This window comes from Streptomyces sp. NPDC002446 (assembly GCF_053595675.1).
The window spans coordinates 40,163-54,998 of sequence record NZ_JBSFYC010000041.1 but is presented as its reverse complement, the minus strand read 5'-3'; the positions used below and the strand labels follow the sequence as shown (position 1 = coordinate 54,998).

The following is a 14,836-nucleotide window of genomic DNA, read 5'->3' as shown; positions in this document are numbered from 1 at the left end:
GTGGGCGTCTTCGTGTTCCTGCCGCTCGTCCTGCCGCTCACCGCGCTGCCGATCGCCCGCCTCGCGGAGCAGCACCTGCACCCGCGCGCCACCACCCGCCTGCTGACGCTGCTCGCCACCGTCCTGGGCCTGTGCAGCACGCTGTGCCTGGCACTGCTGATGGTCGTCGGCACCGCACAGCTGCCCGGCAATCCGCTGCCCGACGGCTGGTCGGACCCCGAGGTGCGGGCCGCGGTCCCCTATGCCGAGGTCGCCGGTGCCGCCGCGATCCCCCTGCTGGCCGCCGCGCTCACCGCGTGCGGCGCCGCGCTGCGCCGGCACCGCAGGATCCGGGCCCGTACCCACCGCGCGCTGGACGTGCTGCCGGCCGGCGCCGACCCCGCGGTGCTGCCGGACGACGATCCGTACGCCTACGCCGTGCCCGGCACCCCGGCCCGGCCCGGCCGCCCCGCCCGGCCCGGCCGGATCGCGGTCTCCCGCGGCATGCTGCGGAGCCTGGACGGCGACGAGCGGCGCGCCCTGTTCGCCCATGAACGCGCGCATCTGCGCTGCCGCCACCACCGCTATCTGCTCGCCGTACGGCTGGCCGGCTGTGCCAACCCGCTGCTGCTGCCGCTGCGTTCCGCGGTCTCCTTCGCCACCGAGCGCTGGGCGGACGAGGAGGCGGCGCGGGTGGTCGGCGACCGGCGGCTGACCGCGCGCGCCGTGGGCAAGGCCGCGCTGATCTCGCGGCCCGCGCCCGCTCCGGAGCTGGCGCACTTCGCACTGCCCGGTCCGGTGCCGCGCCGGGTGGCGGCGCTGCTCGCGCCCGTACCGCCCGCCAGGCGGTGGCCGCCGGCGCTGACCCCGGCGGGCCTGGCGGCGCTGATCGCCGCCGCGGGCACGGCCGCCTCCGCGCTCTCCGCGCTCAATGCGGCGGTGGCGCTGTTCCTCGTCCTCAAGGCGGCTACGCCGCTGTGACCGCCGGCCGGTCCGCTCGCCAGGGCGCGCCCGGCGATCAGTGGCGCACCGGCCCGGACTGCGCCCGGTTCGCCGTTCCCGGGGCGGCGAGCCCGCTCTAGCGGCACACTGATCTCCGGCCCTCCCGGGGACACGCACCGCGGACCGCTGCGGCCGGCGGCACGATCGGGAACTTCTACGACCCTGTAGAACTCCCGGTAGAGTTGCGCGGACATATGCGTCAACAGGCGTTTCCGGAGGGGGAGATGGCGACGAGGTGCGGACTCCTGAGCTGGGACTGCCCGCCTCCAGAGGCGGAGGTGCGATGGGTCTACCAGCCCGTGGAGGTCCAATACCCGGACGGCGGCTGGGAATTGGGCCGGATCAGCGCCTGGTGGACGGACGACGCGGGCGAGCTGTGGTGCCGCCTGCGCACCCTGCCCGGCGGTACGGGTCCGCAGTGGTATCGCTACGACCCCGAGTCCATCCGGCTGCTGCCCAGCACCGGCATCTGACCCGTCGCTTCCACCGGTCACCGCTGAGGGCGCTCCCCGGCGCTGTTTCACGTGAAACCGTGCCCTCCCCCGCACAGCACGACTCGCATCGTTCGCACCATCAGCAAGATTCGCATCACTCGCACCATCAGCAAGAGAAGGATCAGAAGGGCCATCGGCGTGCATGACAGGCAGACGCACCAGCGGACGGCCCGGCGGGGCGGCGGCGCACCCGGCTCGTCCCGTACCGGCAGCACTGCCTCCCGTGCCGCCGACGACGACTCCCGGGCGGCCCGCGACGGCTCCCGGGCGGTCCGCGACGGTTCACGGGCGTCCGGTGCCGGATCCCGCCGTAAGCAGTCGGCCGATGCGGACCGCAGCACCCAGGAGACCCGGCGGACACGCCGCGCCGGTGGGGTACGCATGACCCGCCGCGGGCGCATCGTCGCCTGGACCGGCGGCGCACTCGGCGTTCTGCTGCTCGGCGCGGCGGGTGTCGGCGTCTGGGCCTACATCCAGCTGGACGGCAACATCCGCGGCGCAGACATCAGCATCGACGGCAAGCGGCCGACCAACCTCAGCCCCGGCTCCAAGAACATCCTGCTCGTCGGCTCCGACAGCCGCGCCGGCGCCAACGCCAAGTACGGCAGGGACCTGACCACCATGCAGTCGGACACGCTGATGGTGCTGCACATCTCCGCCAACCACGAGTGGGCCACCGCGCTGTCCTTCCCCCGTGATTCCTGGGTGCAGATCCCCGCCTGCACCCGCGGCAACGGCACGAAGTCGTCCCCGCACCACTTCAAGATCAACGAGGCGTTCTCGATCGGCGGGGACACCGGTGAGATCACCAAGGCCGCCGCCTGCACCATCAAGACCGTCGAGCAGAACACCGGACTGCGCATCGACAACTTCGCCTCGATCGACTTCCAGGGCTTCAAGGGCATGGTCAACGCCCTGGACGGCATCGAGGTCTGTCCCAAGCACGCCATCCACGACAAGAAGGCCCACCTCGACCTGGAGGCGGGCTGCCAGACCGTACGAGACGAGAAGGCGCTCGGGTACGTGCGTACCCGCTACAGCGTCGGTGACGGCTCCGACCTGGGCCGCATCGGCCGGCAGCAGGAGTTCATGAAGGCGCTGGGCGAAAAGGCGCAGGAGAAGCTGACCAGCCCCGGGGCTCTCTACGACTTCCTCGACTCCGCGACCAAGTCCGTGACCACCGACAGGGATCTGGACAGCATCGACGCGCTGACCGACCTCGCCTCGACGGTCAAGGACATCCCCAGCGACCGCCTCACCTTCCTGACCGTGCCCAACTACTACCGCGAGGCCGACGTCCCCACCGACAAGGCCAATGTGGTCTGGCAGTATCCGCAGGCCGCCCGGCTCTTCAGCGACCTCGCACATGACCGCGAGATCGGCGCCGCCGGAAAGAAGAGGCTCGCCGAGGCCGCCAAGAACCCCATCACCGCACACTCCGTCCAGGTGCGCGTCCTCAACGGCACCGGCGTCCCCGGGCAGGCCGCCTCCGCCGCCGAACAGCTGCGGAAGCTCGGCTTCACGGTCATCGCCACGGGCAACGCGCCGGCGACCGACAGGACCACCCTCACCCACCCCGCCGCGCTCAAGGCCCAGAGCGAGGTGCTCGCCGCCCGCCTCCCCGGCATCAGGACGGCCGAGTCGGCCGACGCGGCGCCGGGTGCGGTGACGCTGACGATCGGGCCGGACTTCGCGGCGAAGTCCGGCGGGTAGGCCGTCCGGCAGCCTCCCGCAGGGTGCGGCCTTCGGCCAAACCGGCTTCTCCACAGCCGAGTTGAGTGGTACTTCTCTGTCCTGCGGGGTGTCGCCGGATACTGGGGGGACTACATGACCGGGCAGGACCGCAGGGCCGACGTGGACCGCAGGACCGACGTGGACCGCGTCGGCGACCTGACGCAGATGCGGCATCTGGCCGCCGAGGTGGAGAAGATCGCCACCGAGGCCAGGGTCGGCGCGCAGCGGGCACAGCGCCGGGGCAAGCTCTGGAACGCCACTCATCTGGTCCTCGGCTTCCCGGCGGCCGTGCTCGCCGCGGTCTCCGGCGCCGCGGGACTCGCCTCGTCGGACGCGCGGGTTCCGGCCGCCGTTCTGGCGCTGCTGGCCGCCGGCTTCTCGGCGGGGGCCGCGTTCCTGCGCGCCGAGGCCCGGCAGCTGGCCAATCTGCGCAGGCGGTACGCCTGGCAGGAAGTGGAGGTACGGGCGAACCTGGCGCTGGCGCGCGAGGCCTATATGAGCGAGGACGACCTGTACGACGCGCTGTCCCAGCTGCTCGAACTGCGCAGGGCCGTGCCGTCGAGCGCCATCGTGTTATCCGAGCTGCCCACTCCGCCACCACCGGCGAACCCGCTCCCGCGCGGCTGACGGCCCGACCGTCCGAGTCCGTGGGGACAGAGCGTCCAGGATTTGGGGACAGAGCGCCCAGGATTTCCGGCGCGCGGGCTCTGACCTGCGGCTCAGGCGGCGCACAGCGACCGGCGCAGGCCCGCCCGGCGTCCGTACCGCAGGTCATGCCGTACGGACGCAGGGCGCGGCCACCGCGCGTCAGGCCCTCAGGCGCTCCACCGGCTTGGAGGTGTGCACCTCGATGTCGTGTGCGGCCCGCTGCAGCAGCTGATGGCTGAGGTCCGACATCGAGCGGGCCACCGCCAACTCGTCCCCGATGGCCGGGACGTTCTGGTCGGCGGGGTTGCAGCGAGCCGTCCCCTGGCCGACCATCTGCCCGCCCTCCTTGCCGCGCAGCCTGGCCTCGGCTCTGACCTCGCTGCCGGACTCGGTGATGGTGATCTCGGCGTTCCATGTCTTCGTCGTCACCGGAAGCCTCCTCATACGTCCCTACGCAGCAAGGACCTGCCCCCAACAGAATCGTCGCACCGCCCACCACGGACCGCACCTGGGGCTTACCGCACCCCAAGTGTGGGGTTTACCGCATGGTCGCCGCCGCGACGGCCGCCGTAGCCTGACGTACGTGGCCGCAGAGCGGGGAGAGGGCCACCGATCTCAGCAAATTTCCAGCACACCGGGGGACTTCATGGGCAAGCGCGTCCGCATCATCGGGGCCGTTGCGGCGGCCTGCGTCGGGGCATGGGGCATCAGCGCCTGCGGACTGCTGCCCGGCGAGACCTTCGAGGACGACGCCGTGGTGTCGAAGAAGATCACGGCCATACGGCTCGACGGCGACTCCGGCGGGGTCACGGTGCGCGGCGGCAAGAGCGGCGGCAGGGTGTCGGTCCACCGCTCGGTCACGTACCAGGGCGACCGGCCGGAGGAAGCGACGCATCGCGTCGAGCACGGTGTGCTGGTGCTCGGCGACTGCGGCAACGACTGCTCGGTGGACTACACCGTCGAGGTGCCGGCGGGCCTCCCGGTGAGCGGGGAGACCTCGAACGGCGCGGTGAGCCTGACCAAGGTCGGCGCGGTGGACGTGACCACCAGCTCAGGAGCCATCGAGCTGGACGGCGTCAGCGGTGCGGTCGACGTACGGACCAGCAATGGCCGGATCACCGGACGCGGCCTGTCGGGCAAGCACATCGGCGCGGAGACCTCCAACGGGGACATCGACCTCACCCCTGCCAACGCGCAGAACGTCCGGGCGAAGACGTCCAACGGCTCCGTCACGGTGAAGGTGCCGAAGGGCCCCTACCGAATATCCGCGGAGACCAGCAGCGGCACCAAGGACATCGGCGTGGCCACCGACCCGGCGGGCCGCTACCGGCTGGACCTGATCACCAGCAACGGGGACATCACCGCGAAGTCCGCCTGACGTCCCCCGGGGGCGGCCGCGCACGGGCCCGGTCCGCCCCCGCCGCCGCCTCAGTCCTCGCCCTCCAGCTCCCCTTCCGTCTCCAGGAAGGCCTCGCGCAGGGCCGCCAGCGTCTCGGCGTCCGGCTTCTCCCACATACCGCGGGATTCGGCCTCCAGAAGGCGTTCGGCGATGCCGTGCAGGGCCCAGGGGTTGGCCTCCTGGAGGAACGCGCGGTTCTCGGGGTCCAGGACGTAGGTCTGGGCGAGCTTGTCGTACATCCAGTCGGCGACCACACCGGTGGTGGCGTCGTAGCCGAACAAGTAGTCCACGGTGGCGGCGAGTTCGAAGGCGCCCTTGTAGCCGTGGCGGCGCATCGCCTCGATCCAGCGGGGGTTGACCACCCGGGCGCGGAAGACCCGGGAGGTCTCCTCGACGAGGGTGCGGGTGCGGACCGTCTCGGGGCGGGTGGAGTCGCCGATGTAGGCCTCGGGGGCCTTGCCCTTGAGCGCCTTGACGGTGGCGACCATGCCGCCGTGGTACTGGAAGTAGTCGTCGGAGTCCGCGATGTCGTGCTCACGGGTGTCGGTGTTCTTGGCGGCGACCGCGATGCGCTTGTAGGCGGTCTCCATCTCGGTGCGGGCCGGGCGGCCTTCGAGGCCGCGGCCGTAGGCGTAGCCGCCCCAGACGGTGTAGACCTCGGCGAGGTCGGCGTCGGTGCGCCAGTCGCGGGAGTCGATCAGCTGGAGCAGGCCGGCGCCGTAGGTCCCCGGGCGGGAGCCGAAGATCCGGGTGGTGGCGCGGCGTTCGTCGCCGTGCTCGGCGAGGTCCGCCTGGGCGTGGGCCCGTACGAAATTGTCGGAAGCCGGCTCGTCCAGGCCGGCGGCCAGCCGTACGGCATCGTCCAGGAGGCCGATGACGTGCGGGAACGCGTCGCGGAAGAAGCCCGAGATGCGGAGGGTGACATCGATGCGGGGCCGGCCCAGCTCGGCGAGCGGGATCGGCTCCAGGCCCGTCACACGGCGCGAGGCGTCGTCCCAGACGGGGCGGACGCCCAGCAGGGCGAGGGCCTCGGCCACGTCGTCGCCGCTCGTCCGCATCGCGCTCGTGCCCCACAGCGAGAGGCCGACGGACTGCGGCCAGTCGCCGTTGTCAGTGCGGTAGCGCTCCAGGAGGGAGTCGGCGAGTGCCTGGCCGGTCTCCCAGGCGAGCCGGGAGGGGACGGCCTTGGGGTCGACGGAGTAGAAGTTGCGGCCCGTCGGCAGGACGTTGACCAGGCCGCGCAGCGGGGAGCCGGAGGGCCCGGCCGGGACGAAGCCGCCGTTGAGCGCGTGGACGGCGTGGTCGATCTCGTCCGTGGTGGCGGCGAGGCGCGGCACGACCTGGCGGGCGGCGAAGTCGAGGATGCGGGCGACCGCGTCCGGGTGGCCGTCGGCGACACGGGCCACCGCCTCGGGGTCCCAGCCCGCGTCCTCCATCGCCTGGACCAGGGCGCGGGCCGTGTCCTCGGCCTCATCGGCGGTGGTACGGGTCGCGGCGGACTCGTCGAGTCCGAGCGCCTCCCGCAGACCGGGGAGGGCCTGTGTGCCGCCCCAGATCTGCCGGGCCCGCAGGATGGCGAGCACGAGATTGACGCGGGCCTCGCCGGTGGGCGCGCCGCCCAGGACGTGCAGACCGTCGCGGATCTGGGCGTCCTTGACCTCGCACAGCCAGCCGTCGACATGCAGCAGGAAGTCGTCGAAGCCCTCGTCGTCGGGGCGTTCCTCCATGCCCAGGTCGTGGTCGAGCTTGGCGGCCTGGATCAGCGTCCAGATCTGGGCGCGGATCGCGGGCAGCTTGGCCGGGTCCATGGAGGAGATCGCCGCGTACTCGTCGAGCAGCTGCTCCAGGCGCGCGATGTCGCCGTACGACTCGGCACGGGCCATCGGCGGGACGAGGTGGTCGACGAGGGTGGCGTGCACCCGGCGCTTGGCCTGGGTGCCCTCGCCGGGGTCGTTGACGAGGAAGGGGTAGACGAGCGGGAGGTCGCCGAGCGCGGCGTCCGGGCCGCAGGCGGCGGACAGGCCCGCGTTCTTGCCGGGCAGCCACTCCAGGTTGCCGTGCTTGCCGAGGTGGACCATGGCGTCCGCGCCAAAACCGCCGTCCTCCTGCGGGGCCGCGATCCAGCGGTAGGCCGCCAAGTAGTGGTGCGAGGGGGGCAGATCGGGGTCGTGGTAGATCGCGATCGGGTTCTCGCCGAAGCCGCGCGGCGGCTGGATGAGGACGAGCAGATTGCCGCGGCGCAGGGCGGCGAGGACGATGTCGCCTTCGGGGTTCCGGCTGCGGTCGACGAACATCTCGCCGGGCGGCGGCCCCCAGTGCTCCTCGACCGCGTCGCGCAGCTCCTGCGGCAGGGTGGCGTACCAGCGGCGGTAGTCCGCGGCCGGGATCCGGACCGGGTTGCGGGCCAGCTGCTCCTCGGTGAGCCACTCCTGGTCGTGGCCGCCGGCCTCGATGAGGGCGTAGATCAGCTCGTCGCCGTCGCCGGATTCCAGTCCGGGTACGGGCTCGACGGCCTGGTCGCCGAAGTCGTAGCCGTCCGCCCGGAGGCGGCGCAGCAGGGCGACGGCGCTGGCCGGGGTGTCCAGGCCGACCGCGTTGCCGATGCGGGAGTGCTTGGTCGGGTAGGCGGAGAGCACCAGCGCCAGGCGCTTCTCGCCCGCCGGGATGTGGCGCAGCCGGGCGTGGCGTACGGCGATACCGGCGACCCGGGCGGCGCGCTCGGGGTCGGCGACGTACACCGGAAGGCCGTCCTCGTCGACCTCCTTGAAGGAGAACGGGACGGTGATCAGGCGCCCGTCGAACTCGGGGACGGCGATCTGGCTGGCCGCGTCCAGCGGCGAGAGCCCCTCGTCGTTCTCCTCCCAGGCGCTGCGCGGCCCGGTCAGGCACAGGGCCTGGAGGATCGGCACGTCGAGCGCGGCCAGCGCGCCCGCGTCCCAGGACTCGTCATCGCCGCCGGCGGAGGCTTCGGCGGGCTTGGTGCCGCCGGCGGCCAGGACGGTGGTGACGATCGCGTCGGCCGGGCGGAGGGCGTCGATCAGCTCCGGCTCGGGCGCGCGCAGCGAGGCGACGAAGAGCGGGCGGGCGCGGCCGCCCGCCTCCTCGATCTGCTCGCACAGGGTCCGTACGAAGGCGGTGTTGCCGCTCATGTGGTGGGCGCGGTAGTAGAGCACGGCGACCAGCGGGCCGCTCTCGTTGCGGCCCTCCCAGTCGAGGGGGCCCCAGGCGGGCGCGGGCGCCGGCGGCTCGAAGCCGTGGCCGGTCAGCAGGACGGTGTCGGAGAGGAAGCCGGCGAGCTGGCCGAGGTTGGCGGGGCCGCCGTGCGCGAGGTAGGCGTGCGCCTCGGCCGCGATGCCGACGGGGACGGTGGACTGCTCCATGAGCTGGGCGTCGGGGGCCTGTTCACCGGTGAGCACGATGACCGGCCGGTGCTGGTCCTCGGCGAGCAGCAGATCCAGCCCCTCCTGCCAGGCGCGGATGCCGCCGAGGAGGCGTACGACGACCAGGTCGGTGCCCTCCAGCAGGGCGGGCAGTTCGGCCACGTCGAGGCGGGCGGGGTTGGCGAGTCGGTACGGCACCGGGCCCGTGGCCGCGCGGGCGCTGAGCAGGTCGGTGTCGGAGGTCGACAGCAGCAGAAGCATGCGAGCGCAGGCCTTCCTCGGGGTGTCCGCGCCCCGGGTGGTCGTATGGACGGCGGGAGTTCCTGGCTCACCCGGCACGGGCCGGGTTCACAGTGGCGGGACCGCACCGGACTCTCACCGGGCTTCCTCCCTTGGGCCGTAGGCCCGGCGCCGTCGCTGGCGTCCGGCGGGCCAGCCGACCCACCGACCTGCATAGTAAGGGCTGCGGACGGGCAAGGTAAGCGGGCCTGGGGGCCTGCCCCGCCGGGGCGCGGGCCGGCGCCTCCAGATCCGGTTCGGGGCCGGGGCCACGGCCCGGTCTGGCGGCGCCCCGTGACCGGATCCGCCGGGGGTCCATGGCGGGATCCGGTCGGGTCCGTGGCCGGATCCGCCCCGGATCGGTCGCGCATCGTCGTGGGTATGCTCGCCGCCATGCCGCCCTCCCCCTCGATACGGCCCCCCGGGGCCGAACCGCCCGTACGGGATCGCGGTGACGCCTGCCCGGGAGCGCTGCGGCTGCACTCGGCCGCCGACGGGCATCTCGCCCGAGTGCGCCTGCCCGCCGGAGATTTGACGGCCCGTCAGGCCACGGCGCTGGCCGATGCCGCGGAACGGCTCGGCGACGGCCACCTCTCCCTGACGTCCCGGGGGAACGTGGAACTCCGCGGGCTGCCCGACGGCTGCGGCGGCCCCCTCGCCGGCCTGCTGCGCGACGCCGGTCTGCTGCCCTCCGAACGCCACGAACGGATCCGCAACATCCTCGCCTCCCCCTTGGCGGGGCTGGACCGACACACCCCCGCTGACGTGCGGTTGTGGGCCCGGCGCCTGGATGCGGCGCTCTGCGCGAGCGAGTCCGCGACCGCGCTCTCTGGCCGTTTTCTCTTCGTCCTGGACGACGGACGGGGCGATGTGGCGGCGCTGGGCGGGGATGTGACCTTGGTCGCAGAATCGCACGGCGCGGGCGGGCGGCCCGGTGGCACCGCGCTGCTGCGGGTCGGTGACGATCCTGCGGCGCTGCGGATCGCCGGCCCGGACGTGCCCCGCGCCGCGCTCGCCGCCGCCGAGGCCTTCCTGACCGCCGCCGAGGCGAGCGGCAGCGGCGCCTGGCGGGTCCGCGAACTCCCCGGCGGGCACGGGCTGACGGCCGCGTCCGTGGCGGACGGGCTGCGGGCGGCGGGCGTCGCGGCGGAGCGGGCGCACGGCACGGCACAGGCCACGGACACCGCGGCGGAGCGGGCGGACGGTACGGCACAGGCCACGGACACCGTGGCGGCGCGCACGGCCGAGGCGGTGTACGCGGACTCCTCCGCCCCCGGCATCGTCGAGGGCCCCGACGGCAGCTGCGCCCTCTCGGTCCTGGTGCCGCTGGGAAGGCTGTCGGTGGCCCAGTGGCGCCTGGTGACCGCCGTCGCCGCCGATGACGGGTCCGGCGCGCTGCGTCTCACGCCCTGGCGGGGCGTCGTCCTCCCTGGCCTGGCCGCCGGCACGGCCGCCGCCAGGCTGCGCGAGCTGTCCGCCGCCGGCCTGATCACCGACCCGAACTCCCCCTGGCGCCACGTCAGCGCCTGTACCGGCCGCCCCGGCTGCGCCAAGTCCCGCACCGACGTACGGGCCGACGCCGCGGCGGCGATCGCGGCGGGGGCCGCCGTACCCAGCGCCCCGCCCGCCGCACACAACCCCGCGGACCGGTCCGTTCACAAGCCGTCCGTGGGGGATCTCACGCTCCCCGTCCACTGGTCGGGCTGTGAGCGCCGCTGCGGCCACCCCCGCGGCAGCTGGATCGACGTCCTGGCGTCAGCGGGCGGCTACCGGATATCGGTGGTACGGCCCGAGGCCCACCCCACGGCACCGGCACCGGCACCGGCACCGGCACACCCCGCGACATCGTGAACCCCGCGTCCCCCTCTCCCCACCTCCCCGTCTCCCCATGAACCAGACCGACCAGCCCGACCGGCCCGACCGGCCCCCTCAGTTCGACCAGCCCGACCAGCCCGATCAGCCCGACCAGCCACCTCAGTCCGTCCCCGACACCCCCGAGGCCACAGTGACCGCGTTCGACTACGAGAAGGACGGTGCGGCGATCTACCGCCAGTCCTTCGCCACCATCCGCGCCGAGGCGGATCTCGCCGGGCTGCCCGCCGACGTCAGCCGGGTCGCGGTCCGGATGATCCACGCCTGCGGCATGGTCGACCTCGTACGCGATCTGGCCTTCACCCCCGATGTGGTGGCCAACGCCCGCAAGGCGCTGCGCGCCGGCGCACCGATCCTCTGCGACGCCAACATGGTCGCCAGCGGCGTCACCCGTAAGCGGCTGCCGGCCGACAACGAGGTGCTGTGCACGCTCGCCGACCCGTCGGTGCCGGAGCTGGCCGCCCGGATGGGGACCACCCGCAGCGCCGCCGCCCTGGAGCTGTGGCGGGACCGTATGGAAGGCGCCGTGGTGGCGGTCGGCAACGCGCCCACCGCGCTCTTCCGCCTGCTCGAAATGATCGAGGAGGGTGCCCCGCGGCCGGCCGCGGTGCTCGGCATACCCGTCGGCTTCATCGGCGCGGCGGAGTCCAAGGACGCGCTGATCGCGCACCCGTCGAAGCTGGACCACATCGTGGTGCGCGGACGCCGGGGCGGCAGCGCCATGGCCGCGGCCGCGATCAACGCCCTGGCGAGCGAGGAAGAGTAAGCGTGAGCGAGCAGCAGGAAACCGGCGCCGAAGAGCAGCAGTCGGCGCCCGGCGCGGGAAACCACCAGCGGGCCACCGACCGCGGCGCCCCAGGGGCGACCGCCCCCGGCCGCCTATACGGTGTGGGCCTCGGCCCCGGCGATCCGTCCCTCATGACGATCCGGGCCGCCGAAGTCATCGCCGAGGCCGATGTCATCGCGTACCACAGCGCCCGGCACGGACGCTCGATCGCGCGCTCCATAGCCGCCGGGCATCTCCGCGCCGACCACATCGAAGAAGCGCTGATCTACCCGGTCACCACCGAGTCGACCGACCACCCGGGCGGTTACCGCGGTGCGCTGGACGAGTTCTACGAGGCCGCCGCGGCCCGCCTCGCCGCGCACCTCGATGCCGGCCGCACGGTCGCCGTCATCTCCGAGGGCGACCCGCTCTTCTACGGCTCCTACCAGCACATGCACAAGCGGCTGGCCCACCGGTACCCGACCGAGGTCATCCCCGGCGTCACCTCGATCAGCGCCGCCGCGGCCCGTCTGGGCAGGCCGCTCGCCGAGGCCGACGAGGTCCTCACCATCCTCCCCGGCACGCTCCCCGAGGAGGAGCTGACGGCCCGTCTCGCCGCCACCGACACGGCCGTCGTCATGAAGCTCGGGCGCACCTTCCCCACAGTCCGCCGCGCCATGGAACGCTCCGGCCGCCTCCCCGAGGCGCACTACGTCGAACGCGCCACCATGCCCGGCGAACGCACGGACAGACTGGCCGAAATCGACTCCGACACCGTCCCCTACTTCTCCGTCTCGGTCGTCCCCAGCCGCATCGCCGGTCCGCCGCCGCCCGCCGCCCCCTCGTCCGGACAGGGCGAGGTCGTGGTCGTGGGCACCGGCCCCGCGGGCCCCCTGTGGCTCACCCCGGAGTCCCGTGGCGCGCTCGCCGCCGCCGAGGACCTCGTCGGCTACACCACGTACCTGGACCGGGTGCCGGTCCGCCCCGGCCAGCGCCGCCACGGCTCCGACAACAAGGTCGAGTCCGAACGTGCCGAACTCGCCCTCGATCTGGCCCGCCGCGGCCGGCGGGTGGCCGTGGTCTCCGGCGGCGACCCGGGCATCTTCGCGATGGCCACCGCGGTCCTCGAAGTCGCCTCCCAGGAGCCGTACCGCTCCGTCCCCGTCCGCGTCCTGCCCGGCGTCACCGCCGCCAACGCGGCCGCCGCCCGCGCCGGCGCCCCGCTCGGCCACGACTACGCGGTCATCTCCCTCTCCGACCGCCTCAAGCCGTGGGAGGTCATCGCCGCCCGCCTCCGCGCCGCCGCGAGCGCCGACCTGGCCCTGGCCCTCTACAACCCCGGCTCCCGCACCCGCACCTGGCAGGTCGCCAAGGCCCGCGAACTCCTGCTGGAGCACCGCGCCCCGGACACCCCGGTCATCCTCGCCCGCGACATCGGCGGCCCCGAGGAATCGGTCCGCACCGTCGCCCTGACCGACCTGGACCCGAACCAGGTCGACATGCGCACCCTGCTCCTCGTGGGCTCGTCGCAGACACAGGTCGTACGACGCGACGACGACACCGAGGTCGTGTGGACGCCGCGGCGCTATCCGGAGCAGCCGGAAAAGTAGGGCGGCCGCATTGAGGGCGTGACCCCTGTAATGGGCAGGGGCCACGCCACCTCACTTGGACCAGTACGGGTCACGCACGTCCGGCGCATAGTCCGGTCCGCCATCGGGCGCCTTGGGGAATTTGTCGCCTTCTTCTCCCCGAATGTCACCGCTGACCGCGTCGGATGGAACGTCAATGCTGGCACTGATGGAAATGTTGCCGTAGCCACCCACGCGGAAATTAATAACGCAACCGTCCGCGGCTGTAGCGGAAAACGACGGCCCTTGGGGAATCATTTCACCGATCTCATACCCAGCCGCCCGCCACTGAGCATAGATATCCTTGATCAGCTCGGTAAGTTTCGCCTTTGACACCTTGGTGCGTACGTAACGTTTCCGACTAACACCAACTTCACCATTCGCCGTATTCGTGAACGAATTCCTGCGCTCCGATACGTGGGCAGGACCCTCGCGCCATTTGATCCTGGGGCGTATCGCCTTGAAGGTGTCGTCCAAAACAGAGTCGATCTGCTTGACGGCCTGTTTCACGTTGGCTCGCTCGGGGTCATCCCCTCGGAAGACCGAACAGCCACCAAGACAGCCGGATACAAGCATCACACCAGCGACCACCCGGGCGAATTTCCATCGCCTCATCGACTTCATCACCTCCCTTGGGGGATAACCTTTTCAGGTCGTACGACGCGACGACGACACCGAGGTCGCGTGGATGCCTCGGCGCTATCCGGAGCAGCCGGAGAAGTAAGGCGGCCGCATGAGGGCGTGGTCCCTTGTGATGGGCAGGGGCCACGCCACCTCACTTGGACCAGTAGGGGTCACGCACGTCCGGCGTATAGTCCGGGCCGCCATTGGGCGCCTTGGGGAATTTGCCGCCTTCTTCCCCTTTGACCGGTCCACCAGTCCCAGGCGATACGGCACCAACACTGACCGAGAATTTAACACTACCGAATCCGGTCACTCCGAATCTAATAATGCAGCCGTCTGGCGCAGTGCCAGAAAATGTAGGCTCTTGCGAATGCACTTCGCCAATCTCGTACCCCGACGTCGTCCATTCGCTGCGAACCGTCTCCATCAGTTCTGTAAGCTTCGCCTTCGACACCTTGGTACGCACATATCGAGTCCTGCCAACGCTCACTTCCCCATTATCCGTGTTAGTGAACGAATTCTTGCGCACCCTCGCCTCAGCGGGACCATCACGCCATTTAATTCGGGGACGTATGCTCTTGAAAGTGCCATCCAGAACAGCGTCGATCCGCTTTACAGCCTGATTCACATTCATAGTTGGCTCGGGATCACTCCGCAACACGGAGCAGCCACCAAGGCAGCCGGATACAAGCACCGCACTGATGGCGAGCGCGGAAAACCTTCGCCTTCCAACCACGCTCATCGCCCCTCCTGATCCCTGAAACGTGCAATAGGGGCACCGGGGAGAAGTTCCCAATCAGTTGGGGCATGAGTGACCGGATCACTATCCGCCGCGCCTACCCAGACATGGTCTGCACCCACCCCAAGCTGCTCCCCCCGCTGGGCTCTCTTCGCCATGGACGGCTGCCGCGCGCAACGCAGCCGGGTCGACATTGGTGGTCGACATGATTCCCCCGATTCCCCGTTTTGTTCGGCCTTCGGAGCCCGGCGCCGGGGAGGGCACACACCAGCGAACTCCCCCCGGGGCTGGA

12 protein-coding genes and 1 riboswitch are annotated in these 14,836 nt (G+C 71.9%); of the genes, 8 read left to right on the top strand and 4 right to left on the bottom strand.

What is annotated here, in order from left to right:
* The 4 genes from ACWD6P_RS22905 (at position 1) to ACWD6P_RS22890 (ending at position 3,836) form a co-directional block, all read left to right on the top strand.
* On the top strand, positions 1-960 hold the full coding sequence (locus ACWD6P_RS22905) for a M56 family metallopeptidase (protein ID WP_451446000.1): 960 nt from the start codon (positions 1-3) through the stop codon (positions 958-960).
* Between the two features lie 245 nt (positions 961-1,205).
* On the top strand, positions 1,206-1,454 hold the full coding sequence (locus ACWD6P_RS22900; RefSeq protein ID WP_451445999.1) for a hypothetical protein: 249 nt from the start codon (positions 1,206-1,208) through the stop codon (positions 1,452-1,454).
* 402 nt (positions 1,455-1,856) lie between these two features.
* Positions 1,857-3,188 carry an LCP family protein gene (locus ACWD6P_RS22895; protein ID WP_451446014.1) on the top strand — a complete coding sequence of 444 codons (1,332 nt, stop codon included), beginning with the start codon at positions 1,857-1,859 and terminating at the stop codon, positions 3,186-3,188.
* A 114-nt stretch (positions 3,189-3,302) separates the two neighbouring features.
* Positions 3,303-3,836, top strand: a complete 534-nt coding sequence (locus ACWD6P_RS22890) for a hypothetical protein (RefSeq protein ID WP_451445998.1) — start codon at positions 3,303-3,305, stop codon at positions 3,834-3,836.
* A gap of 180 nt (positions 3,837-4,016) precedes the next feature.
* Here ACWD6P_RS22890 and ACWD6P_RS22885 read toward each other — a convergent pair whose 3' ends face one another.
* A complete protein-coding gene (locus ACWD6P_RS22885) occupies positions 4,017-4,286 on the bottom strand; it encodes a DUF1876 domain-containing protein (RefSeq protein ID WP_451445997.1) in 270 nt (89 codons plus the stop codon).
* Between the two features lie 217 nt (positions 4,287-4,503).
* On the opposite strand from ACWD6P_RS22885, the gene ACWD6P_RS22880 reads away from it, so the two are divergent.
* Entirely contained in the window at positions 4,504-5,235 is a 732-nt protein-coding gene (locus ACWD6P_RS22880) for a DUF4097 family beta strand repeat-containing protein (RefSeq protein ID WP_451445996.1), read from the top strand.
* A 50-nt stretch (positions 5,236-5,285) separates the two neighbouring features.
* Here the strand turns inward: ACWD6P_RS22880 and cobN are convergent, their stop codons facing one another.
* Positions 5,286-8,897 (bottom strand): cobaltochelatase subunit CobN, encoded by a 3,612-nt coding sequence (cobN, locus tag ACWD6P_RS22875; RefSeq protein ID WP_451445995.1) that lies wholly within the window; start codon positions 8,895-8,897, stop codon positions 5,286-5,288.
* A 48-nt stretch (positions 8,898-8,945) separates the two neighbouring features.
* A riboswitch (cobalamin riboswitch) is annotated at positions 8,946-9,052 on the bottom strand.
* A gap of 256 nt (positions 9,053-9,308) precedes the next feature.
* On the opposite strand from cobN, the gene cobG reads away from it, so the two are divergent.
* The 3 genes from cobG (at position 9,309) to cobJ (ending at position 13,163) form a co-directional block, all read left to right on the top strand.
* On the top strand, positions 9,309-10,766 hold the full coding sequence (gene cobG / locus ACWD6P_RS22870) for a precorrin-3B synthase (protein ID WP_451445994.1): 1,458 nt from the start codon (positions 9,309-9,311) through the stop codon (positions 10,764-10,766).
* A 154-nt stretch (positions 10,767-10,920) separates the two neighbouring features.
* Complete coding sequence (locus ACWD6P_RS22865) at positions 10,921-11,553, top strand: precorrin-8X methylmutase (RefSeq protein ID WP_393485555.1); 633 nt, start codon at positions 10,921-10,923, stop codon at positions 11,551-11,553.
* Positions 11,554-11,555: 2 nt separating this feature from the next.
* On the top strand, positions 11,556-13,163 hold the full coding sequence (gene cobJ / locus ACWD6P_RS22860) for a precorrin-3B C(17)-methyltransferase (RefSeq protein WP_451445993.1): 1,608 nt from the start codon (positions 11,556-11,558) through the stop codon (positions 13,161-13,163).
* 51 nt (positions 13,164-13,214) lie between these two features.
* On the opposite strand, the gene ACWD6P_RS22855 is transcribed toward cobJ, so the two are convergent.
* Together ACWD6P_RS22855 and ACWD6P_RS22850 are read right to left on the bottom strand one after the other, a co-directional pair.
* A complete protein-coding gene (locus tag ACWD6P_RS22855) occupies positions 13,215-13,805 on the bottom strand; it encodes a hypothetical protein (protein ID WP_451445992.1) in 591 nt (196 codons plus the stop codon).
* Between the two features lie 151 nt (positions 13,806-13,956).
* On the bottom strand, positions 13,957-14,547 hold the full coding sequence (locus tag ACWD6P_RS22850; protein WP_451445991.1) for a hypothetical protein: 591 nt from the start codon (positions 14,545-14,547) through the stop codon (positions 13,957-13,959).
* Positions 14,548-14,836 lie beyond the last annotated feature (289 nt).